Origin of the sequence: Streptomyces sp. LUP47B (assembly GCF_001746295.1) — a bacterium.
Classification (GTDB): Bacteria; Actinomycetota; Actinomycetes; order Streptomycetales; family Streptomycetaceae; genus Streptomyces.
The window spans coordinates 1-22,059 of the sequence record NZ_MJAH01000001.1; the positions used below are offsets into that span (position 1 = coordinate 1).

Sequence of the window (22,059 nt, forward strand, 5' to 3'; positions counted from 1 at the left end):
CCGCTTCGCTCTGCCTCCGGCAGCCGAATACTCGCTTCGCTCGTTTCGCGCGTCCCCGCGCGAAAAGCAGGCCGCTTCCAGCGGCGGTTTATTGAATTGGCCTCCGGCCATTTCCATAAACCTGCGTTCCTCCGGAACGGGAAAAGAAGCGGAGAGGGTTTGTGCCTCCGGCACAAAATTGGGCGATGCTGAATTGTGTTGTGTGGGTGGGGAGTTCGGGTATGGATTGGTGGATAAGTTGAGGGTTCGTCATGTGTTTTACCTGGGGCAAGGGTTGGAAAGGAATCTCCGATTCCCTTGGAAACGACGGGAGTTGAATGGTGTTCCGTGAAGAAAAGTAAATCACGGAATACCAGAAGACCACAACGGGTCCCCTCCGGGGCCCCGTTGTCCCGACAGGACCGAGAGGAACCGGCACCCGCCAGCCCCACCCCCAACCCGCGCGACGGCCCCAGGCCGACGCGCAATAGACAAGAACCCCCGCCCGATCCCCGAGGCCGCCGCGCCGACCACGCCCCCGCCCTACCCCCCTTCTCTTCTTCCTGGGCAGGGAGCAGCGGCCGCAGAGGGGATGTCAGCAGCCCGACCATGCGCGCCGTACGCGCCCACCAGGGAGAACGGCCCGGATGCGGGGAGTGCTGAGCATCAGTTGGCGCAGGAGAAGGCGCAGCAGTAAGCGCGCGGTTTGGTGCGTGGGTTGCCAGGGGGGTGACGCTCCATCAGCTTGCGTTTTCCCTGCTCACAGGGGTTGTGATCATGCGTCAGAGTATCTAGTATCGAAGCAACAAGTTGCTCCGGGTGACGCCGGAGCGGCCACGCCAAACACGAAGGGAAGCCCCGCAATGGAGGCAGCGTCAGCAGTGCAGCTGATCAATCAGCTGATCTACAAGCCGGGTTGGACGATCGACGCCGACGACCACACTCACCGTTTCGAGGGCACGGTGAAAGTCAGGTTCACATTCCCCGCGCACAGGTCGGAGCGGAATTTGGCACCGGAAGGCTACCCGGAGAAGATCACCACGTACGCCGAATTCCCCATCGTTGTCGCGGACTGTGACGATGTTGAACTGTACCGCCGAATTCTCGGCAAGATCATGGAAATTGAGCTGCACGAGGCTCGCGAATTCCTCCGGGTGCCACCCACGTATTGGGCCCCTTTCCACCCGCACCGCGTAGACGGCATGAAGCGGTGGGGTGACTCCTCCGGAGATCTGCTTTACGGGATCTCCTGACAGACACTCCCGGACCGGGGCCGCATCCCATCTGCGCCCCGGTCCGGGAGGCCAGACCCCGCCCCCAATCCCGCACCCGGTCAGCGAGGAAGTCATGAGCCCGAACGTCATCATCCTTCTTATCGTCGTAGTGGCCTGCTACGCGTACAGCAAGGGCCGCGCCCGAGGCCAGAGCGACAACATCGCGAAGGCGGTTGCGCGGTTCTTCGACAAGAAGTGACCACGCCCTAGGGGGTGCTGGGTGGCCGCGCGTGGCCACCCAGCACCACGTCGCATCGAGGCCGGCCAGGCCATCAGGGCGCCCGCCGGCCACGCCCGGCCGGGCCCTAGGCACGGGGGCGAGCACGAGCCGCCCCGCTCCCCCCGAGGACGTGCCCATGCCTCACCGTCTGAAGGCTGCCCAGCACAGAGCCCATCCCTTACCGCCCTCACCGCCCACCGCCCCCAGCCGCGAGCCGCTCGTAGGGCTTGCATTCTCCGGAGTTTTTATCTAGTATCGAACTACACACCGGGTGACGCCGGTGGAACGCCGAACAGCACGAAGGGGGAGCCCTAGTGGCTCACGCGACCAACCAGAGCACCGCGCGCGCCGCGGTGACAGACACCCGCAACGCGTCCTTTGAGGACCTGCTCCAGACCTTGAAGCGGGACCAGGACGCCAAGATCGACATGGTGGCCCCTGCCTCTGCCATCAACGCAGTTGACGGCAACCTCACCGTGACCGGCGTGGAGCCGGTACTGACGCCCAGTGGCGTGACACGCGCCGATGGGGCCTACCGCCCCACCGCCGTGGCCGACGAGGGGATTGCCGACAAGCTGAAGATCCCCACCGCCTACCTGCGCCGTATGCGCGCCGAAGCAGTCGACCTGTACGACCTCAACGTCAATGGCTGGCTGCAGAAGGACCCCACCCGCCGTTTCCTGCTCCGCGCCTTCAAGGGCGAGCCGGGCGTACTGCGGGCGTGGCTCTCCGACGGCTACAAGATCATTGACCATCTGGACATGCTCACCGCCGTACTGGACGGGATCCGGGAGTCGGGACACCCCGTGAAGATCACGGGAGCGGATCTCACGCAACGGCGCATGATCGTTCGGGTGGAGTCCGAGCACGTCGCGGCCCTTGCTCCCGAGCTGTTGCGCGGGTACCGGTCGCCGTTCACTGGGCAGACGGGCGATCAGCTGCCCCTTGTCTCGGCCGGGTTCGTTCTCACGAACAGCGAGGTGGGCAGCGGCAAGTACGCGATCACACCCCGCATCGTCGCGCAGGTGTGCGGCAACGGTATGACGATCACCAAGGACGCGTTCGGCAAGGTGCACCTCGGTGCAAAGATGACCGAGGGGATCGTCGAGTTCTCGAAGGACACCCAGGAGAAGAATCTCGCGTTGATCACCGCTCAGACCCGTGACGCCGTCGCGACGTTCATGAACCGCGACTACGTCGAGCGGAAGCTTGCCGACATCCAGCGGGAAGCAGGTCACGAGATCACCAGGCCGGCCGAGACCGTGGAACTGGTGGCGAAGCAGCTGCGATTCTCCGACAGTGTGCGCGATTCCGTGTTCAGCCACTTCATCAAGGGTGGCCAGACCACGGCGGGCGGGATCATGCAGGCCATCACCGCTACCGCGCAGACCCTCGATGATGGGGATGCGGCCTATGAGCTGGAGACGCAGGCCCTTTCCGCGATGAGCATCGCCGCAGCGGCGTAGCCGACAGCAAGCCCCGGCGGGAGCGCGGCGGCCTCCCGCTCCCGCCGGAACGGCAGTCTGTGAGCGGCACTCGGGTGCCGCTCACAGACGCCCCAGCCGGAACCGGCTGAGCTTGACTTTACGGCACTTTATTATCTAGTATCGAACTTAGCGGTTGAGGGGTGACGCCCTCAACTGTCGCCGAAACAACACGAGGGGAAACGCCCCATGGGCCCCAAGAACCTTTCATCCAGCCAGGCCCGGGAACGCCTGGAACCGGTCACCACGCAGGCCGTGGAAACCGTCACCGATCTGATGAAAACGGCAGGTCCCGGAAGGCACCTGATCACCACCGCTGTCCGTCCGAGCAACGCTGAGCCCGTCATCGCCTACGCCTGGTTCGACGTCATCGGGGAAGGCGCTGACGCTCTGTGGAACGGCGACTTTGCCGACACGGCCGCAGTCACAGAAGTCCTGGCCCTCGGATTCATCCTCGCCAAGGGCAGCGTCGTACTCGGCACGACATCGCGGACCGGCGAGGAAGCCGTACGCGGCTGGATGGTCGACGGTCATGCGCTCAGGCCGCTCACCGCCGACCAGGTCCGCGACGCCTTCGACGAAGCGCTTGGTCCGGACACGCCTTCCGTCACTTACCGAACGGCATTCCCGGTTCCGGCATCCACCCCGGCATAGCCCCTACCGCGGGCCCGTCCGCGCGGTGACTGGCCAGACCAGCGGCCAAGCGTCTCCCCCCGCGCCTGGCCGCTCCCAGGGCCGCGCCCCGCCTGCCGGGGCGCGGCCCGCACACCTCACCGCACGAGGTGCTGTAGCTCAGTTGGTAGAGCACCGGTCTTATAAGCCGTTGAGGTCGTGGGTTCGAGTCCCACCAGCACCACGCGAGCAACCGGTCAAGGGTGTACGCCTCGGGCCGACCACCGCCCCGACCGGCAGCCTGTTGCCCATGCCGAGAACCACCTCCGCCAGATCGTCGGAGGCTGGCTCCCCGAGCCCCCGGCGGCCGGACATGCGACCCGCGCCACAGCGCACCGACTCGCTTCCGGCTGCCGGGCCCCATCGGCCGTCGCAGCCTGCGAGGACCGACACCGCCGGCCTCCCCGACGCCGTTCCCGCCCCGGCGAGCGGGCGCGGCCAACCGGCCAGCTCGTCACTGGCCGACGATCCGCCGCCCCGCCGACCCGCACGTTGCGCGGGGTGGCGGATCCGCCCACCGCCCCCTGTTCCCTCCGATAGCCGGGAGTTCTGATCGTGACCGCCGACATCCTCACCATCGACACACCGTCCGGCACGGTGCGCGCCACCGCCCAGCCGCAGGGCAAGGACGCCGTCGTGTACGCCCTGACGGGCGCGCTGCGCGGCTGGGTGCACGTGACGGGGACGCATCACCCGCGCCACTGGGACCAGTTCACCGTGCTGCGCGTGAGTCTCGGCTCCGTCAACGCCATGGAAGCAGTCGCGCCGGCCGAGTCCCTGCCGCGAAGGCGCGGCAGCGCGACCGGCTACACCGGCGGCCTGATGTGGTGGACAGACGTCGATGACCCGTACCAGCAGACCAAGATGACTCCTGTGGAGTCGACGGCCGGGAACGCCCCTTCTCCCAGGACAGGCGAGACCCTCGCCCTGGTCATGCGTGCCTGCGCCGAGGATGTCGCGCACCGGAGCGACCTTCACCGCCTGCTGGATGCCTCCCGCGAGCGTGAGACCCCCGGCCTGCTGCGCTTCCTCGACTGGTCGATGCGCAAGGGCGAGGCTGAGGCGGCATCCTTCGAGCGCAAGGCCCAGGCCCACCGCCGCGACGCCCGCACCGCCGTCTCCAGCTGGTGGACGGCCGCCCGGTTGCTCACCGCCCTGCCTGACCCGGTCCTGGCCCTGGTGCTGATGGACTACCGAGGATCGCTCGCGCGCCGCGCCGACTACCTGCCCGCATACGCCGAGTACGCCGAGCGGGCAGCCCGCGAGGAGCGTGATCGCGCCGCTCGCATCGGAGCTGAGATCTCGTCCCTGCGCGCCCAGCAGCGGCCGCACGGTCGGACCCGCCGCCCCGCCAGCCGTCAGCAAGCCGCTGCCGACACCCCGTTGACCGCACACAGCGGAAACACCCCGGCATGAGCAGCTCGCTGCGGCCATGGAGGCCCGAGGACTTCGACGATACGTGCGAGACATGTGGCGCTCCGCCTGGCCAGTTCTGCCGTTCATGGTGCACGACCGGATACACCGCCGCCGACGCTCGCCGCGAGGCCGAGCGTGAGGGGAAGGGACGGTGACCGGTACCCGCTCTGAACAAGTCGCCGCCGTCATCCGGGGAATACTCGACGCACACCCCTTGTTAATCTAGTATCGAACTTGCCTGGAGTGACATCCCGGCAAGCGCCGAATCCGCACGAAGGGAAGTTTCAGGCATGGGCTACGACATGTTCCTCGTACGCTCCCCAGAGGGCGAGGACACAGCGTACGAAGCGGCCAGCAGGTCGTTCGACGCGGCCGTGGAGCACCGCGACGGTCTCGACCTCCCCCACGACCATCCGGTGTACCAGGCCGCCCAGGCGAAGGTCGCCAGCGCCTACGACGCGATGGAAGCGATCCGCACCACGCACTTCTACCTGACGATCTGGGCGGCGAGTGAGTGCCGGGCGCTCATGGACCACTTCGGCATGCTGATTGCCACGCAGCCACCGGACCGCCCCGCGCCCGAGGAGTACGGGACCACCACCGAGGAGGCCGTCCTCACCCCAGCAGGGGACGCGGCCCCGGCGCGGGTCCAGCGCTACCGAAGGGCTCTTGAGGAACGGCTGTCCTGGGCACCGCCGCAGCCCAAGGGCATCGCGGCCCACAAGCTCGGCGGTGACGAAGGCTGGACCGTCACTCCCGCAGAGATCCATGCAGCTCTCGCGGCGTACGAGACCAGCCGGGCCACGAACCCCGCGCTCCTTTCGGAGGTCGTCGAAGACGCCGACTGGTGGCCCGGCTGGATCGACTACCTCAAGCATGCCGCCAGGCACGGCGGGTTCCGCACCTACGGACCCCCCGCGACCTGACGCGCCCCGCGCCCCGCGCCCGTCACCGCGACACGGCGCGGGCCACAGACCGGCCGGGCCCGTTCCCTTCGTTTGGGGCCCGGCCGCCCAGGCCCGGCCCGCGGTCGAGCCTCGTGCGGTCGCCCCTCGAACCGCACCCGCGCTCCCACGAGCCGGGCCGACCACCACCTACGCCGCGAGCATGAGAAGCACCCATGGCCAAAACCCCCTCCGCCCTGCTCCTGACCTGCAACGCCCAACTCGTCGAAATCGACCTGCCGTTCGGCCACGACGACAAATCCAGCGCCGAGCGCCGTGCAGTGCTGCGCGCAGCCCTGCGCTGCGACCGATTCGACGTCGTCGCTCTGACCCGCCAGTGGGACATGTGGATCGACGACGACGGTCTGTACAACCACCCGGTGAATCCCGCCGCAACGGCTCTCGCCCGGCGGTTCGGCTTCACCCACCAGCACTACTACGGCCCCGTCCTGCTCACCGGAGGGCCCGACGCAGAAGGCAACACCCTCCCGCTACTGAGACAGCAACTCATCGGTCTCCTGCTCACCCTGCAAGACCTGTAACAGCACCGGGCCTCCGCCAGCCCCAGCAGGCACCCAGTCCCGGACAGCTCCTGCGCGCCGGGCCCGCCACCTGCCGACTCACCCAGGGGGCCGGGCTCGACGCCGCGCCCTACCGCCGGCGGCCGAGCAGCCCCAGCCCCCACCCCTGGCCACTCACCCGACGGAGTACCTGCAACGTCCGACCCCACCACCCTGCCTGATCCGTTCGACACCGCAGCCCAGGCTTTCAAGGCGCTGCTGGACGCCCTCGGGCCGGGACGCCACCACCTGGTATGCAGCGCCCACACCTCCCTAGGGAGCTTCGCCTCCGCCTCGGCAACCGTCGAGTGCACTCCCGATGACCGGGACCATGCGGACGCCGACTACGAAGGCTGGTTGATGTTCTGCCACCTCCTGGCGCAGACCTCCATCGCCTTCCGGCAGGCGACGATCTTCGCGCGCACGCACACCACCGACCTCAGCTCCGTACTGCGCGGCTGGAGAGTCACCAACGGATGGCCCCAACCCATGGCGGCGGCCGACGTGTTCGCTGCGTACTGCACCGACCTCGCCACTGGCGACCCGATCCCGCCGGAGCCGGGCACGGACTACCGGCCGGGCGCCCCGCTCCCGACCCCTTCAAATGGCAGCGGCCACTGAGCACCACGCGCACGCCCCGATCCACCGGGCCCGGGATGCGGCACCCACGCTCCAATCCGATCCCACAGCACCACCGCGAGAAGGCAGTAGCGCTTGCAGCCGTTATTATCTAGTATCGAAGGGGATACGGTGTCGCCGACACCCCACCCGCGCTCCGTGTCACTATCCGAGAGGAACGCACCGCCATGTCGCGTGCCGAAGACCCCACTCCCTTTCCCACCGGATGGCCCAAGGCCCGCTATCGCGCCACCAGCCGCGCGATGAAGGCACTCCGACTTGCCGATCACGTGCTGCGCCATGGGCTTGCCTACACGCCCGAAGACGCCACCGACGAACTGATCCGCACGGCCGCCGAACAGACCGGGCACCGCCAGCCGTCCGAGACCACGTGCTCACTCGTCCGCGCCGTCCTCACACTGCTCCTCTCTCCCACCGTCACCAGCTCACCGGTCGAGCACGACGCCAGCAAACGAGTCATCCGCCTGGTCGTCACCGTCGACGACCGCCCCACGGCCTGACCGGCCGACCGGACGGGCCGGGGCATGCCCGGCCCGCCACGAACCAGCACAGGAGTACCCCCCATGTCCACCGCCTCCCCGGCGAAGAAGACCACCACGGCCCCCGCCAAAGCCGCCTCGGCCAAGACCTCGAAGACCCCTCAGCCCGAGCCGTCGGCCGTCGAAGAAACCCACGACCAGATCGTCCGCCTCGACCCGGCCCTGATCATGCGCGACGACTACAACGCCCGGACCACCGACACCGAACCGGACGACGACCTCAAGGCGTCGGTGGCCGAACTCGGCGTACAAGACCCGATCCACGTCCGGCCGCAGGAAGACGGAACGTACGGCGCGTTCAAGGGATGGCGGCGCGCACAGGCCCAGCAGGCCGCCAATGCCACGGCCGAGGCGGAGGGCAGGCCCGCACGCAAGATCCCCACGATCGTCCGGGCTGACCTGGTGGGCAACGACGCGATGACGCACCTGCTGTCGCTGATCGAGAACGATCACCGTGAGCAGATGCACGACCGCGACCGGGTCAAGGCCATCGAGACGCTGGCGCTCATCGATGTGAGCGAGGAGCAGCGCGAGAAGATGGCCCGCGCCCTGAAGATCAAGCGGGCCGAGCTGCGCGCGGCGCGCGAGGCCGCCCACCTCGACGACGCCCAGCTCCGCCGTGCAAGCGTCCAGGGTTTCGACCTGATGCAGATGGCTGAAATGGCCGAAGTCAGCGACGCTCCCAGGGCCGTTCAGGTGCTGGAGGAGGCTCACGCCAAGGACGCGGCCGAGGAAGGCGGCGGGCGCGGTCACTGGGACCAGGCCCTGGCCCAGCTCCGACAGACCAAGGCCGACGCCGAAGCCCGGCAGACGGCACTGGAGGCGCTGGCGAAGGCCGATGTCCCGCTCCTGCCCGACTACTTTCCCTGGGGGACGAAGGACACCTCCCGGCCGCTGACCGATCTGCGCACGCCCCTGGGCGCACCGCTCACGCCGGACAAGCACGCCCACTGCTCCGGCCATGCCGCCCGCCTGGACGAGGAGTTCCAGCCCGTCTGGTACTGCTCCGATCCCGCCAAGTACGGCCACAAGCTGCGCCCCGGAGCCAAGCAGGCCAAGCAGTCCATGAGCGACGAGGAGAAGGAGGCGAGGGCGCGGACCATCGCGGGCAACAAGGCGTGGAAGACCGCGCGGACGGTCCGCGAGGACTTCGTGAAGCGGCTGTGCAATGGCAAGTCCCTGCCCGAACCCGTGCGGCAGTTCGCCCTGCGCACGGTGATGAGCCCGCCCTACCTGTACGCGAAGTGGTGCGAGAAGGGCGAGACCGAGGGCGTCGCCCAGTTCCTCGGAGTCCCGGACCCCAACGCCGACACCTCCAAGTACAGCCGTGAGGGAGATCCCTTCGACGACCTGGTCAGCCGCCAGGGCAAGACCAAGGGATGGCACCAGGTGTTCGCGCAGGTGGCCGCCGCGTTCGAGTACAGCATGCGCGAGCCGAAGGCGTGGCAGGCCCTCACCCGTCACCAGGCCGCCTACCTGCTGTGTCTGAAGGCGGAGGGCTACCGGCTGTCCGACGTGGAGGAACTCGCCGTCGCCAAGTACCTGCCCCAGACCGACGACGAGGACCAGGCCGCCGACCAGGCCGCCTGAGCCCCGCCGGGCGCAGCACTGTGAGCAGCGGTGCTGCGCCCGGCCCTCCCCTCCCCCACAGCCCATGGAGTACGTCGTGTCCGACGACATCTGCCCGTCGGGACGACGGCGCTACCCCGCCCGCGCGGCCGCCCGCGCAGCCTTCGGAGCCACCCGTGCCCGCGGCAAGTCAACGCGCGGCTACCGCAAATGCGGGATCTGCGACGGCTGGCATCTCACACCCGAGCGCAACCACCGCCCACGCCGTCGCAGACGCGCGCAGACGCCAGGACGGCCGCAACGCGACTCGAGGGACAGCGCCCGTACCTGAGTGCCTGTCACAAACGCGCCCTGCGCCTGGCCGGCCCCCAACCCCTCACCTTCTGCCCCGGCCGGGCACACCCCCAGCCCAGCCGTGGCCGATCGCGAGACAGGAGCACCCCCGTGCCCACACCCGACCCCGCCCCCTCCACCAGCCGGTCCACGCAGGACGGCGCCCGCCGCGCGTCCCGGAACTGAGGGCCGCCATGACCGGCGAGACCACCGTCACCGTCACCGGAAACCTGGTCGCCGACCCCGAAATCCGGTTCACCGAAAAGGGCACGCCCGTCGCCCGTTTCCGGGTCGCATCGACGCCACGGGTCTACGACCGCAACAGCGGTCAGTGGACCGACGGCGAATCACTGTTCATCACCTGCACAGTGTGGCGGCACGTTGCCGAGCACGTCTGCGAGTGCCTGCAGCGCGGCATGCACGTCATCGTCCACGGCCGCCTGCGCCAGCGCACCTACACCGACGGCGAAGGCATCAAGCGCACCGTGTTCGACCTCGACGCCGACGACGTCGGGCTGAGCCTGCGCCACCGCATCGCCTACACCGACAACACCCTCCCGCCCGCGCTGGCCCGACCCGCCGCACCCGCACCGCCCCCAGCAGCACCTGCCGCAGCCCCCGGCGCGCCGGGACACGAGCGGCGGTCCCGCCCACAGCGACACGGCGGCTGGGCCCGCATCCGCTGACGTCCCTGGAGATCCCCCGTGTCCAGTGGCAGCTCCCTGACCCCGATGCCGGAATTCCGGCCCGCAGTCAAGGAATCCCGACCGGTCCGCCTGGCCTTCGAAGGCCCTTCCGGGTCCGGCCGCACCCTGACCTCCCTGCTGGTCGCCGCCGAGGACGGCGAACCGATCGCGCTCATCGACACCGAACGCGGGATGGCAGCCAAGTACGCCGACCGTGTGCCCTTCCACACCCAGGAGTTCACCCGCTACGACCCCAGGTCACTGTTCGCGGCCCTCGCCCGCGCCGCCATGCGCGGCTCCCCCGTGCTGATCGTCGACACCTACAGCGCCTTCTGGAGCGGCGAGGACGGCATGCTCGACAAGGTCAACGGCGAGGCCCGGGCCGGATACGGCGGCACCAACGCCGGATGGTCGAAGTACCGGCCGGAGGACCGCGCCGTCACCGAGGCACTGGCCGCCTACCCCGGGCACGTCATCGTCACCCTCAAGGCCCGGGCCGACACCGTCATCGAAACCGACCCTCGCGGCCGCCAGTACGCCCGCCGGATCAGCGTCCGGCCCGAGCAACGAGCCGACATCGAGTACGACTTCGTCGCGGTGGGCACCCTCGGCCCGGTGGCCACTGTGTACTTCGGCAAGAGCCGTATCCCCGCACTGGCCGGAGAGGTCGTCGAACAGCCCGGCGAGGACCTCGGCCGCACCATCCTCGCCTGGGCCGACGACGGTGTCCCCAACTGGCCCCAACGGTCCTTCATCGATCGTGCCCGCGACCCGGACGCCACGGTCGACAGCCTGCGCGAGCTCTGGTCGGAGATCGTCACCGCCCGCGCGGCGGGCATGGCCGCACTCGACCTCCCCGACCAGCCCATCACGCTCGCCGAGCTCGTCACCAACCGCGGCAAGCAGCTGCGCGCCTTCGCCCCCGCACCCCAGCCGGATCCGCCGGCCCCACCCGCCTGAACGCCCCGGGAAACGACGTGAACGACACCCCCACTGCCCCACACCAGCAGACCACCATCCCCAGCAGCCTCGGCCACGACTTCGCCGACACCTGGTGCGGCACCCTCACCGCCGACATCGCCCCCCTCCTGAACTGCGAGGAAGTGAACGTACTCGCCAGCCTGCTGCGCACGCTCGGCGCCGAACAGGCCGCCGACGAATGGATCGACGCCCACTCCGTAGCCGACAACGAGCCCCACGACAGCCACTACCAGGACCCGCACGACCCTGCGGCGCTCTCGGCCGACGCATTCCGCTGGCACCCCGGCTGCGAAGAAGCCTGACGCCGTGGCTCACGAACCCCCGTCGCGATAAGCCCCTGCATCGGGTGCGGGCGACCGTTCATGTACGACCCGGAGCGCGTGGTGTCGGTCCTGATCGACGCCGAGACCGGCTGGTACCCCGAGCCCGGCCGACGGCATCACGCGGTCCGAGAACCGGCCTGCCACTTCTGTGTCAGGGCAGCGAACGTCGAGCGGCGCAAGCGAGGCCTTCCCCTGGGCTACGAGGGCGACACCTACGCCGACCTGTGAGCCGCATTGCCCGGGACGAGTGGAGCTGACCCCTCGTGCGCCGTTCCCCGCACTCCCCCGGCGCTCCGGACCTGATCGCCGCCCCACAACCAACCACCCTCACGGACCTGTTGGAGGGCATCTCATGAAAAGCCGTGCCCGCACACCGGATACCGTCTCCGCACTCGCGGACGAGCGCATTCCCTTCCCCCACACCGACCGCCCCACTCCCTGCCAGGACGACCCGGCCCTGTTCGCCTTCGAAGAGGTCGCCGACCGAACTCAGCGGACGAAAACCATCGCCAGGGCCAAGCTCGCCTGCTCCGGCTGTCCCATCGTCCAGGGCTGTCTGAAATGGGCACTGGCCAACCCGTCGCTCACCCGCACAGGTGTGTGGGCGGCAACCACCCCCGGCAAGCGCGGCGCGCTGCGCCAGGGGCTCCTGCAGCGCTTCGGCGACGACTGGGCCGGGGTCGTGGCCGCCCAGGACCGCCGACGTGAGCAGCGGCAGACGGCACGCACCGTGCCGCCCACGGTTCCGGGAGCAGATGCTCGCCCGCCTGGAACTGGAACTCATCCCCACCCGGCCGCAGCCCTACAAGCCGTGGCGTGTACCGCTCAAAGCTACGGCCGCAAGACCTTCCTGGAGCTCTTCGACCCGACGCGGCCGCGGGACCGGGCGTGCCTGGAGGCGTTCAAGCGCGAGCTCGACATGCCGTGGGCGCTATACCACGTGCGCCGCCTGTTCCTGCTGTCCGAGGACGGCAGGCGTCGCCCGGCCCTTGAGAAGCCTGCCGCCGAGGCCTATGACGTTCCTGGTGCCACGCGCCCACCTGGTTACGCTCCCATGTGTAGATGGCTCGCCCACAGTGCCGGCACCCGTGGGTAGCGCGCACGGAGGGCACGCACCATGTGGGTAACAGCCTCGGCGGGGTCCGGCGAGGGCTGCTCGCCGAGCCGTCGGTAGAAGTCTGTGGCCGCCTCGACGGCCACGTCGTCGCTGATCGGCCACAGGGTGCTGATCACGTTTCGGAAGCCGGCCAGTTGGAAGGCACCGGCGAGGTGCAGTGCCTCGTCCGGCAGGTTGACCATTCCCTGGGCAGTGCTGCATGCCGACAGGTAGGCCATCCCGGACCCACGTGTGCGTAGCCGCGAGATCTCTCGGGCGGGCAGCAACCCGTCGTGCAGCAGGAGGGCGTTGCGCGACGCGTCCAGAGGATCAGCGCTCGCATGGCAGGCGAAGTGGGCCACTCGGACTCCCATGGCGAGCCACCGCATCACCTCGGCACGCGTGGCAGCCGCCCCGTGCACGATCAGGGCGTCGGACATCTCTCCCACGGCCTGGGCCTCCTGTAAGGCCCACGCGAGCGGTTTGGCTCCGGGCGCGTCCGGGACCGCCACGGCGAGCGAGGGGCCTCGGGGTGTTTGTTGGCTGCGCGCCTGTTCCAGGGCACGCAGCGTCGGTGTATAGGAGCATACGGCCAGGTCTGGCAGGAATCCTGCCCCGTCGCGGTCGGCCGCGGCATGCAGGGGTAGGAAGGACAGCAGGCCGGTCGGACACCACCACAGCCGAGGTGGTGCCCCGCCGGCCGGCGTCGTGAAGTCCAGGGCATGCAGCACCGGTCGGGCCACCGCGCGCCACAGCCAGTGCAGAACATCGCGGAGGTCGTCGCCGGCCGACGCCTGCTCCACGGCGTCCACCGAGGCCATCCCCGTGTGGAGCGCCGAGCGCAGGGCCAGGAACTGCTCAGTGACATGCTCCTGGGACACGTCGGGGAGCGGCACCGCGGTGACCCCTGAGGTGGTGACGACGAGGGCGTCGGAGCGGTAGCGGCTGACGTTGAGGATGATCACGGGACTGTCGCCTGCGGCGCGCCGCAGCCGGTCCGCGGCCGGGGCCCGGAAGAAGTCGCCGTATCCAGGAAGGTGCCGGATCTCGGCAAGGATCTGATGGAAGGCGCTGTCGGTCTCGTGACGGAGGTCGGGCCGCTCGGCCGTCGAGGCGCGCACGTACGGATCCCACGCGGTGTCCCGCCGGTGGAGGATGGCGATGAACCGGCGTGCTATATCCGGGTGTTCGGCTTCGAGACGCCCTTGCTCGTCGCTCATGGCGCGGCTCTCCATGGCCCGGGACAACAGAATGCCGCGGCCTTGCTCGAGGAGTTCCAGGGCGGTGTCCGGGCGGTCGGCCGCGACGGCGCAGGCGGCCGCGTCGGCGACCAGACCGGCTTGGTCAATCAACTGGCGCTGCTGGTCCCGGTGATGGCCTCGGCCCGACACGGACTCCGGCAGGAGCTGCACGGCCTTCCGGAACGCCACGAGTGCGGTGTGATAGTCGCCGTCGTCGGCGGCGAGCCGGCCCCAGCGGTCGGCCGCGCCCATGCGGTCCGAAGGAGTGGCGTCCTGGACGTCGGCCGCCGTGGCCAGCGCGGCGCAGGCGTCGGTCAGGTCGGCACGGTCGCGGCTTTGCTCGTACCGGCGTTTCAGGGCGATGCCCAGAATGGTCCAGCGACGGGCGAAGGAGTGGTGGGCGCGTGCAGTCGACTCGACGGCCTGCCGGGCGATGCAGACCGCCCGGTCGACGTCGCCGATGCCGTCCTCGCGACCTTTGAGGAGCAGTTCGGCCAGGCCGGCCAGATGGTCGGCGCGCTGAGCCCTGTGCGTGCCGGAGCGCTCGACGAGGTCCTCGACGAGGGCGATGGCCTCGCGCAGTGCGGCATGGCCGGTGTCCGGGGTACTGAGGTTTCTGAGGGACACCGCCAGGCTGTTCCGGGCGGTGGCGCCGACGGCGGTGTCCGGATCAGTGCGTTCGGTGATAGTGCGCTCCGCTGCCACGGCCTCTTCAAGGTGGGCGCGGTCTTTGGTGACGCTCCACAGACGATCGAGACAGTGCGCCCGCTGGCCGAAGAACACAGGGTCGAGATAGCCGTCGGTGGCCTGTATCGCACGCTGGATCCGGTCGGCCTCGTACAGCGAGTCGGAGTCCCCGGTGAGGTCGAATCGCGTGACCAGGCAGGCGGCCAGGTTGTCCTCCGCGGCATCCCGCTCCCTGTCGCCGGGCAGACAGCACGCCTCGCGGCCGACGCGGATCATCAGGTCGATCGTCTCGAGGCCCGCCGAAAAGTGCTCCTGCACCCTTGCGAGGGCAACCAACAAGGCCGACAGATGGTGCCGCCGTTTCGTGCCATCGTCCGCGCACTGGTCCGCGGCACGCTGCAGGAGGGCGACGGCAGCATCGAGGTCGGCACGATTCTTCGCCGCTGCCGCTTCAAACCGTGCCAAGTGGGCGAGGCCCAGATCCCCGGTGAGCAAGGCGCTGGGCCGAGGCGAGTTTTCGACAGCATTGCGCAACACTTCGACTCGCCAGTCGTGTTCGGCCGGGCGGCCCCCCCATACCTCCTTGCGGCGCCGCACCCCCATCGGACTCACCTGGGTCGCCCGTCGCGAAGCGTCGGCAGGACCGTTGAAGGCCGGAGCCGTCACCGGTGGCGCCTTCTCGTTCCGCAGTGCGGCGCGGAAGAGATGGAGGCTCTCCCACCGCCACGCGTCCCCGGTGAGCGGAAGCTCTGCCAGAAGGGTCTCGGCGTGCCGCAGCAACTCCTGCTTCTCCTGCGCCCCGAGTGAACCGGATGCCACTGCGGCAAGATGCAGCACCAACGTGGCATGGAGATGGCCTGGCGGGGCGACGGACGGCAGCGCCACGAGCATCTGGTGATACAAGGCGCTGCTCTCTGGATAGCGTTCACCGGACGTCTCCTGCCACATCTGGAGAGCGATCCCGAGCCCCAACAGATGGGTACCCAGCTTGAGTTCCTGCGTCGTCGCATGGTCCAGCGCGACACGGAAGGCGGTGATGGCGCGACGCAGTACCGGCTGGAGCGGCGCCGTCGAGTCGCTGTTGCGGGCACGCTCCAGCAGGAGATGGCCGAGCTCGTTGTGTCCACTCGCGTACTGCTGCGACTCCGACCCTTGTCGGACAAGAGCGAGCCGTCTGCCCAGCGCACCGCCCTCGTTGATCAGCGGGTTGTCCGAGCGGAGTCCGCTGTCGACCAACCCATCGGTCATGCGGCTAATGAAGGACAGCTCCCTTCCTACCATCTGGTCGACGATGGGGTCGGCCCCGGGCGGCAGGAGCCCTTGTGAGCGGCCGACTTCGGTGTTGAGGCTGAGAAGCGCGAAACAGACCAGGGCGATGCGCACCTCGTCCTCACGCGCGGGCTCTTCGACCAGGGCCCTGCGATGCCAGCAGAACCAGCCGACGAGGCGCGCCTCGTCGCCGCCGACGGCGACCTCTGCGAAGTCGTCGCCCCCCGGCTGCTCCTCGATGACCGTTGCCAGCACATCGGCGGCGTCCCACACGGCCTCAGGAGCCAGAAGCAGGTCCGCGTCAACGGTTCCTGATCCGTCGCCCTCGCCGAAGCCGAACAGCCGACGCCGCAGCCGCAGGTAGGCAAGTCCGCTCCGGCTGCTCGCCTGCTCGGATTCCTGCACGCCATGCCCGCTCATCGCGAGGCGCAAGCACAGGATTCCTGCCTCCAGGGCCAGGAGGTCGTCCGAGCGACGCGCCCGGGACACGCAGGCATCCATGTTGCGGTCGACGAACGACCGCGCCTCCTCCGCACTCTGCGTTTCGTCGAACGGAACGGGCAGCGGGCCTGATCGGCGATCGCCGATGGTGAGGTAGAGCGAGAAGCAGACAGCGGCGAGCACCGTCTCGTTAAGCCCTTCATCACCGGTGAGAAATATCCCCCGGTGCCAACAGAACCAGCCGACAACGCGCAGCTCCTCGGCGCCCAGACTAAATTCGGCGATTCCCCCGCTGTCGGCCCGCTCCTTGATGCTCTGTGAGAGAACCTCCGCCGCTTCCCGCACCGCTTCACGTGACAGCACCTCCTGAGCGGCGGAACGCCCCGGTTCAAACGACTCCACCCTGTTCCTCAACCGCTCCAATGCCGAACGCGCCACGTCAGGCATCCTTCCTCGTACGGGCTGTTATGCGGGCACCCACCGTGGAATCGAGCGGCTGTTGCCCGTCCGCCACGACCAGCCGCGCTGCCAGGTCGCCACCATGAACGTCAACCACGGACTCGATGAGCTCGGAGAAGGCCGCCGCCGTCTGTCGGCCACGGCGCCAGGCCAGCACGATCAGCGTCGGCGCGATCACGGCCGCGGGCCACCACCAGAAGCCCAACAGCAGGTAGAGCACGCCCCACCCGGCCAGTCCACCGGCTGCGTCAAACGCAGCCCGAGCTGTCGCGCACTCCGCGCGGGTCTCATCGGGCAGCACGAGCCACAGGCGGGTCCAGCCGAAGGAGAGATCGACGCGGTACTCGGCCCAGACCCGCGCCTCGACTCCGGCGAAGCGGTCGCCGATCCAGGTCGGGCGGCGGGGGCGGGCCAACGCGATCCGGTTACGCTCCGCGGCCAGTTCACCAAGGGTGCGCCTCCCCTGGTCATCTGGGCTGTGCGTACCAGCGTCAAGGGCCAACAGCTGTGTGGCGTAACCCTGTTGAAGGGTGTCCCATCGGGTGCGGCGCCGCTGCACCAGCCAGCTGTCCGCGCCCCCCGTTATGTTTTCCGCGGTCCTGCAAGAGGGCCGCTGGCCTCCGGGCCCGGCATGACTGTTGCCCCCTGTCGAACGGATGACCTGGGGGGTGGTGTCACCGGGCCCGAGAGGCGCCGTTGGAGACGCTGATGAGAGGTCCGACTACCGCCTGGCCCGGCGCAATGCCCGGCCGCTTGCGGGCGGCAGGTCTGCATAACGTGGATGCGCGCATACGACGCCAACGCCCTGGCCAGCACCGCACGAACTCCGTTCGGGAGGATGGATTGGACGACATCGACGACGTGGGCGTCTTCCTCGGCCTGGACGTCGGCAAGAGCGCCCATCACGGGCACGGCCTCACCCCGGCCGGCAAGAAGGTCTTCGACAAGCAGCTGCCCAACAGCGAGCCGAAGCTGCGGGCCGTCTTCGACAAGCTGGCCGCGAAGTTCGGCACCGTGCTGGTGATCGTGGACCAGCCCGCCTCCATCGGAGCCCTCCCCCTGACCGTCGCCCGGGACGCCGGCTGCAAGGTCGCCTACCTGCCCGGCTTGTCCATGCGGCGAATCGCCGACCTCTACCCGGGCGAGGCGAAGACCGACGCGAAGGACGCGGCCGTGATCGCGGATGCCGCACGGACGATGCCGCACACCCTGCGCTCGCTGGAACTGACCGACGAGATCACCGCCGAGCTGACCGTGCTGGTGGGCTTCGACCAGGACCTGGCGGCCGAGGCGACCCGCACCTCCAACCGGATACGCGGCCTGCTCACCCAGTTCCACCCCAGCCTGGAGCGTGTCCTTGGCCCCCGCCTGGACCACCCCGCGGTGACCTGGCTGCTGGAACGCTACGGCTCCCCGGCCAGCTTGCGAAAGGCCGGACGTCGCAGGCTGGTTGAGGTGATCCGGCCCAAGGCTCCGCGCATGGCCCAGCGGCTGATCGACGAGGTCTTCGACGCCCTCGACGAGCAGACCGTCGTGGTCCCGGGCACCGGCACCCTCGACATCGTGATCCCGTCCCTGGCCCGCTCGCTCACGGCCGTCCACGAACAGCGACGAGCCCTGGAAACGCAGATCGGACAGCTGCTGGAGGCCCACCCTCTTTCCAAGGTCCTGACGTCGCTGCCCGGCGTCGGCGTCAGGACCGCCGCCGCTTTGCTGGTCACCGTCGGCGACGGCACCAGCTTCCCCACCGCCGCCCACCTGGCCTCCTACGCCGGCCTGGCCCCGACGACCAAGTCGTCGGGGACCTCGATCCACGGCGAGCACGCGCCCAGAGGCGGCAACCGGCAGCTCAAGCGGGCGATGTTCCTGTCCGCATTCGCTGCACTGCACGATCCTGCCTCCCGCAGCTACTACGACCGATGCCGGGCCCGCGGAAAGACCCACACCCAGGCACTTCTCCGCCTGGCCCGTCAGCGGATCAACGTGCTGTTCGCAATGCTCCGCGACGGCGCCTTCTACGAACCCCGAGCCCCACGCCTCGCTTGACGAAAGACATAGAGGCACCCCCCCCCAACCGCCCAGCCACAGCCATTGCACCGCCGCGCCGAGCGAGCGGGCCGCGTAGACCGCCACAGCCGAGGTCGCGACCACTCCGGCGAGCAGCAGGACTGTGCCGGCGGAACCCGACTTCTGCGCGGACTGCCCCAGGCTGTCCAGGCTCGCCCTGACGCGCGCGCCGTCCAGTGCGTGCCGGTGCCCTGCCGCATGCCCGATCACCAGTGCCGCTGTGTATAGCAGGCCCGGCAGGACCAGCATCGTCAGCCATGTGTCGGCGAACCTCTTCGCCAGCGTGGACAGCACAGCGTCCACGGACTACACCGGCCGGGGTTCGAGTGGGCCCCGCTCCCCGAGGGAGCACACCGGTACGGGATCGCCGGGAGCCCGCACCTCGCGCCGCGCGCAACTGCCCCCGGGGCAAGCGTAGATACGGCCCGCATGTGCATGTCCCGCCGCTCCGGACACCGGGATGGGCACCACCCGGGAGGCCACCACGCGGGCGTCGACGCCGAGCCTGCGTGCGAGTGCGGTCAGCCGGTCCCGTACCGCCGCGTCGAACGCGGAGCCGGCGATGGCTTCGAGTTCCGCGACGGTGTCCGGCCCGTCGCGCAGAGCCAGTTCACGCAGTGAGAGGTAACGCCGACAAAGCCAGGCACGGTATACGAGCTCTTCCTCCCCCATGCCGTCATAGATTACCCGGACACCTTCCATGCATCACTCGAACCACCTTTTCCCAGGAACAGTGGGGATGCCTGAGCCGGGTTGACCGCTTGCCGTCGGCAACGCGAGTGGGAACGCCACCCCGCTTCCGGGGCCCGGCCGTCGCGGTGAGCACTAAACGCGATCTCCAGTCCGCCGAGGGGTGGTGCTGTACGGCGCGCGAGTGGGCTGGTCCGTCCGGGAGAACCGCATCGGCTCCTGCGCCGGCTGCAGGTGACATCCCGGCCCTGCGGATCGCCGATGGGGCCGGGGCCACCGAAGGGCCGCCCGCCCGCACGAGCCAAGGCAGAACACCTGCCGGTCAACGGATCGCCCCACTGGCCGTGGCCGCCACGACCTGGGCACTCGACTCCCAGCGGTGCGCAGAAGCGGCCCTACACCGAGTCGCTCGTGTGCTCGCGGTTCGTCCTGCTCGATGAGTGCCCCGGAAACTCCGAGTCGTGGTTCCTAGCTCGTCTGCTCGCCAGGGGTGTACGCGGGGTCGTCTCCTTCGCGGACCCTGTCCGCGCCGGACAGCCGCCGGAAGTCTGGTCATGCCCGGCCACGTCGGCACCGTCTACGCGGCCACGAACGCGGTCTTCGCCGGCCGCTACGTGTTCCGGCTCGGCAGAAGCCGGCGCGAGCGAGAGCAGATCAAGCTCGGCCTTCCTGCTCGAAGGCCGTATCCCAAACGTCCCGACACCGAACCGACGGCGACCTGAGGGTCGCACCGCCCCTACTCGAGGGGACCCTGCCCGTCGGCAGGGCCCCAGGCTCACCGACCTGCACTACTTGCCCCCCGAGGAGACGTGTTGGCTCGTTCTACCGCACCACCCGTCCAGTTCACCTCTCCTGACCTCGTACGATCAGCTCGGATCGCAGGTGTCCGGCGGGGCGGGCAGCACCCACACCCGTGTTCCACGCTCCCAGAGAGAGAAGATCTCGGATCCACCGCTTGCCAACTACAGCAATCTGTATCTAGTATCGAAATATCGGCGCCGGTGCAGTGCGCATCGGCCCACCGAGATCGCACCCGAAAGGAGGTCACCATCATGCAGGCCGACAGCACCCGCCAGATACATACACCCACCGCTGCCGGCGCCGGCGACCTCCCCGCCCTCCGCGCATCCAGCTCGCGCGGCCCTTCGTCCCTCACCACGCCTTCCTGGAGGAAGACGATGACCGGCACCGACGAGAACGAACTCCTGGACTCCAAGCAGATCCACGACGAGTTCGGCCTCAGCCCCTCGCGCCTGAGCGAGCTGTACCGGGACCGCACCACCACCGGATGCCCGGAGCCGGACGCGATCGAGGGCCGGCGCCGCCGGTGGAAGCGCGGCACCATCGGCCCCTTCCTGACGGCCTACCGCGCCGCAAAGGCGTCACAGTCCGCCGTCCGCCACAGCCTGCTCACCGGCCCCCGTGACCGGTTGATGTCGACGTCAGAGGTGGCCAAGGTGCTCGGCCACAAGCGGACCGTGACCCTGCTCGGCTGGCTGCAGGACCGACCCGGGTATTTCCCCGAGCCCGACGTCGCGGAGACCACCGACGGCGGCCGTCTTCGCCGCTCCTGGTACCTGGGCACCGTCGCCGACTGGATCGAACAGCGCCCCGGTCCGGGCAACACCCAGAGCAAGACCCGCACGCAGACGGCCGCTCCGACCGAGGACGGAGACCCGGAAGAGTTGCTCGACACCAAGCAGGCCGCGCCGATGCTCGGCTACAGCAGCCACTTGGAGCTCAACCGGGCCATCGCCCGCGGCGTCCTGCCCGAACTCGCCAGGCCGGACGAGGTCCTCCGCAGCGACAGGGGTTTGACCAGCAACCGCTACAAGCGCCGGCGGGTCGTCGCTCTCTCACGTGCTCGCCAGCAGATCCCCAGCAGTTCCGAGCTCGCCGAGCGCCGCATGGAGGCCGCCATGCATGCCCTGCGCGCGGCCGTCGACCCCGGCGCGGTCAGCGTCGAGGCTCTGGCCGAGTCCCATCCCGGCCACGGCAGCACCATCGCGTGGAAGAAGACGATCGATGAGGCCCGCCGCACCATGCAGGCGGACTGACACAAGAGCGCAGGTGGCGCCAGTCGGCCGCTATCCTGACGGTGTACGGCACCCGGCTGTGGGTTTCCTTCGTGTGACCCCGGCGGGCCGGGTGTGTCGGCCGATGGCCGGGGGAGGCTGTCAACCTCCCACCGGGATCCTCGGGTCCCGGGCCGGCCATCGCTCTCTTCGGCCGTCAGCCCTTGCCCGGCAGCTTCGTGGCGGGCGCCGTCGACCCATCACCCGGGCCGCAGCCCGACAGCTTCCCTCCGCGCCGTGATGCCGCCACCGGCCTCACCGCTTGCAGTCGACCGTCACTGCAGAAGGTCAGTTCCCTCTTCACCTTCCAGAGGAGACCGACGGTGCCGGCGAACTCGTGCATGAGGACGGTCATTACGTCGCCAGTTCCGAGGTAGAAGCGTCCCCTCACAGCAGCGTCCGGGCCGTGGTCGGG

22 protein-coding genes and 1 tRNA gene are annotated in these 22,059 nt (G+C 69.2%); 20 read left to right on the forward strand and 3 right to left on the reverse strand.

Features of this window, described 5'->3' with window-relative positions; all coding sequences use genetic code 11:
- From BFN33_RS53610 to BFN33_RS49065, 17 genes are all read left to right on the forward strand, one after another.
- The coding region (locus tag BFN33_RS53610; protein WP_218108937.1) for a hypothetical protein at nt 1–331 on the forward strand (331 nt) is incomplete at its 5' end.
- Between the two features lie 529 nt (nt 332–860).
- Nucleotides 861–1,232, forward strand: a complete 372-nt coding sequence (locus BFN33_RS00005; RefSeq protein ID WP_069757761.1) for a hypothetical protein — start codon at nt 861–863, stop codon at nt 1,230–1,232.
- 94 nt (nt 1,233–1,326) lie between these two features.
- On the forward strand, nt 1,327–1,452 hold the full coding sequence (locus BFN33_RS53805) for a hypothetical protein (RefSeq protein ID WP_256122546.1): 126 nt from the start codon (nt 1,327–1,329) through the stop codon (nt 1,450–1,452).
- Nucleotides 1,453–1,949: 497 nt separating this feature from the next.
- Nucleotides 1,950–2,939 carry a DUF932 domain-containing protein gene (locus BFN33_RS00010; protein WP_256122547.1) on the forward strand — a complete coding sequence of 330 codons (990 nt, stop codon included), beginning with the start codon at nt 1,950–1,952 and terminating at the stop codon, nt 2,937–2,939.
- 207 nt (nt 2,940–3,146) lie between these two features.
- The gene (locus BFN33_RS00015; protein ID WP_069757762.1) at nt 3,147–3,611 is read left to right on the forward strand and encodes a hypothetical protein; all 465 of its coding nucleotides are present in this window, start codon (nt 3,147–3,149) and stop codon (nt 3,609–3,611) included.
- A gap of 127 nt (nt 3,612–3,738) precedes the next feature.
- Nucleotides 3,739–3,813, forward strand: a tRNA-Ile gene (locus tag BFN33_RS00020).
- A 371-nt stretch (nt 3,814–4,184) separates the two neighbouring features.
- Nucleotides 4,185–5,045, forward strand: coding sequence for a hypothetical protein (locus BFN33_RS00025; RefSeq protein WP_069757763.1), 861 nt, complete (start codon nt 4,185–4,187; stop codon nt 5,043–5,045).
- A 290-nt stretch (nt 5,046–5,335) separates the two neighbouring features.
- A complete protein-coding gene (locus BFN33_RS00030; RefSeq protein WP_069757764.1) occupies nt 5,336–5,971 on the forward strand; it encodes a hypothetical protein in 636 nt (211 codons plus the stop codon).
- Nucleotides 5,972–6,165: 194 nt separating this feature from the next.
- Nucleotides 6,166–6,531 carry a DUF3846 domain-containing protein gene (locus BFN33_RS00035; RefSeq protein WP_069757765.1) on the forward strand — a complete coding sequence of 122 codons (366 nt, stop codon included), beginning with the start codon at nt 6,166–6,168 and terminating at the stop codon, nt 6,529–6,531.
- Between the two features lie 378 nt (nt 6,532–6,909).
- Nucleotides 6,910–7,170: a hypothetical protein gene (locus BFN33_RS00040; protein WP_069757766.1), complete on the forward strand. Its 261-nt coding sequence runs from the start codon at nt 6,910–6,912 to the stop codon at nt 7,168–7,170.
- A gap of 185 nt (nt 7,171–7,355) precedes the next feature.
- The gene (locus BFN33_RS00045) at nt 7,356–7,688 is read left to right on the forward strand and encodes a hypothetical protein (protein WP_069757767.1); all 333 of its coding nucleotides are present in this window, start codon (nt 7,356–7,358) and stop codon (nt 7,686–7,688) included.
- Nucleotides 7,689–7,751: 63 nt separating this feature from the next.
- On the forward strand, nt 7,752–9,317 hold the full coding sequence (locus BFN33_RS00050) for a ParB N-terminal domain-containing protein (RefSeq protein WP_069757768.1): 1,566 nt from the start codon (nt 7,752–7,754) through the stop codon (nt 9,315–9,317).
- 506 nt (nt 9,318–9,823) lie between these two features.
- The gene (gene ssb / locus BFN33_RS00055; protein WP_069757769.1) at nt 9,824–10,315 is read left to right on the forward strand and encodes a single-stranded DNA-binding protein; all 492 of its coding nucleotides are present in this window, start codon (nt 9,824–9,826) and stop codon (nt 10,313–10,315) included.
- Between the two features lie 18 nt (nt 10,316–10,333).
- Nucleotides 10,334–11,275: an AAA family ATPase gene (locus BFN33_RS00060; RefSeq protein WP_079140420.1), complete on the forward strand. Its 942-nt coding sequence runs from the start codon at nt 10,334–10,336 to the stop codon at nt 11,273–11,275.
- Nucleotides 11,276–11,292: 17 nt separating this feature from the next.
- Nucleotides 11,293–11,598, forward strand: a complete 306-nt coding sequence (locus BFN33_RS00065) for a hypothetical protein (RefSeq protein WP_069757770.1) — start codon at nt 11,293–11,295, stop codon at nt 11,596–11,598.
- Nucleotides 11,599–11,658: 60 nt separating this feature from the next.
- Nucleotides 11,659–11,847, forward strand: coding sequence for a hypothetical protein (locus BFN33_RS00070; protein WP_069757771.1), 189 nt, complete (start codon nt 11,659–11,661; stop codon nt 11,845–11,847).
- 124 nt (nt 11,848–11,971) lie between these two features.
- On the forward strand, nt 11,972–12,715 hold the full coding sequence (locus tag BFN33_RS49065) for a WhiB family transcriptional regulator (protein WP_256122548.1): 744 nt from the start codon (nt 11,972–11,974) through the stop codon (nt 12,713–12,715).
- On the opposite strand, the gene BFN33_RS00075 is transcribed toward BFN33_RS49065, so the two are convergent.
- Both BFN33_RS00075 and BFN33_RS00080 read right to left on the reverse strand, forming a co-directional pair.
- Entirely contained in the window at nt 12,664–16,716 is a 4,053-nt protein-coding gene (locus BFN33_RS00075; protein ID WP_141757885.1) for a CHAT domain-containing protein, read from the reverse strand. The genes BFN33_RS49065 and BFN33_RS00075 overlap by 52 nt on opposite strands.
- A 76-nt stretch (nt 16,717–16,792) precedes the next feature.
- Complete coding sequence (locus BFN33_RS00080) at nt 16,793–17,227, reverse strand: hypothetical protein (RefSeq protein ID WP_141757887.1); 435 nt, start codon at nt 17,225–17,227, stop codon at nt 16,793–16,795.
- Nucleotides 17,228–17,655: 428 nt separating this feature from the next.
- Between BFN33_RS00080 and BFN33_RS00085 the strand changes: the two genes are divergently transcribed.
- Nucleotides 17,656–18,858: an IS110 family transposase gene (locus BFN33_RS00085; RefSeq protein WP_069757774.1), complete on the forward strand. Its 1,203-nt coding sequence runs from the start codon at nt 17,656–17,658 to the stop codon at nt 18,856–18,858.
- A 327-nt stretch (nt 18,859–19,185) separates the two neighbouring features.
- Here the strand turns inward: BFN33_RS00085 and BFN33_RS00090 are convergent, their stop codons facing one another.
- Nucleotides 19,186–19,551: a hypothetical protein gene (locus tag BFN33_RS00090; protein WP_069757775.1), complete on the reverse strand. Its 366-nt coding sequence runs from the start codon at nt 19,549–19,551 to the stop codon at nt 19,186–19,188.
- Between the two features lie 572 nt (nt 19,552–20,123).
- Here BFN33_RS00090 and BFN33_RS53810 point away from each other — a divergent pair.
- On the forward strand, nt 20,124–20,291 hold the full coding sequence (locus tag BFN33_RS53810; RefSeq protein WP_256122549.1) for a hypothetical protein: 168 nt from the start codon (nt 20,124–20,126) through the stop codon (nt 20,289–20,291).
- A gap of 456 nt (nt 20,292–20,747) precedes the next feature.
- The gene (locus BFN33_RS00095; protein WP_141757889.1) at nt 20,748–21,626 is read left to right on the forward strand and encodes a hypothetical protein; all 879 of its coding nucleotides are present in this window, start codon (nt 20,748–20,750) and stop codon (nt 21,624–21,626) included.
- Nucleotides 21,627–22,059 lie beyond the last annotated feature (433 nt).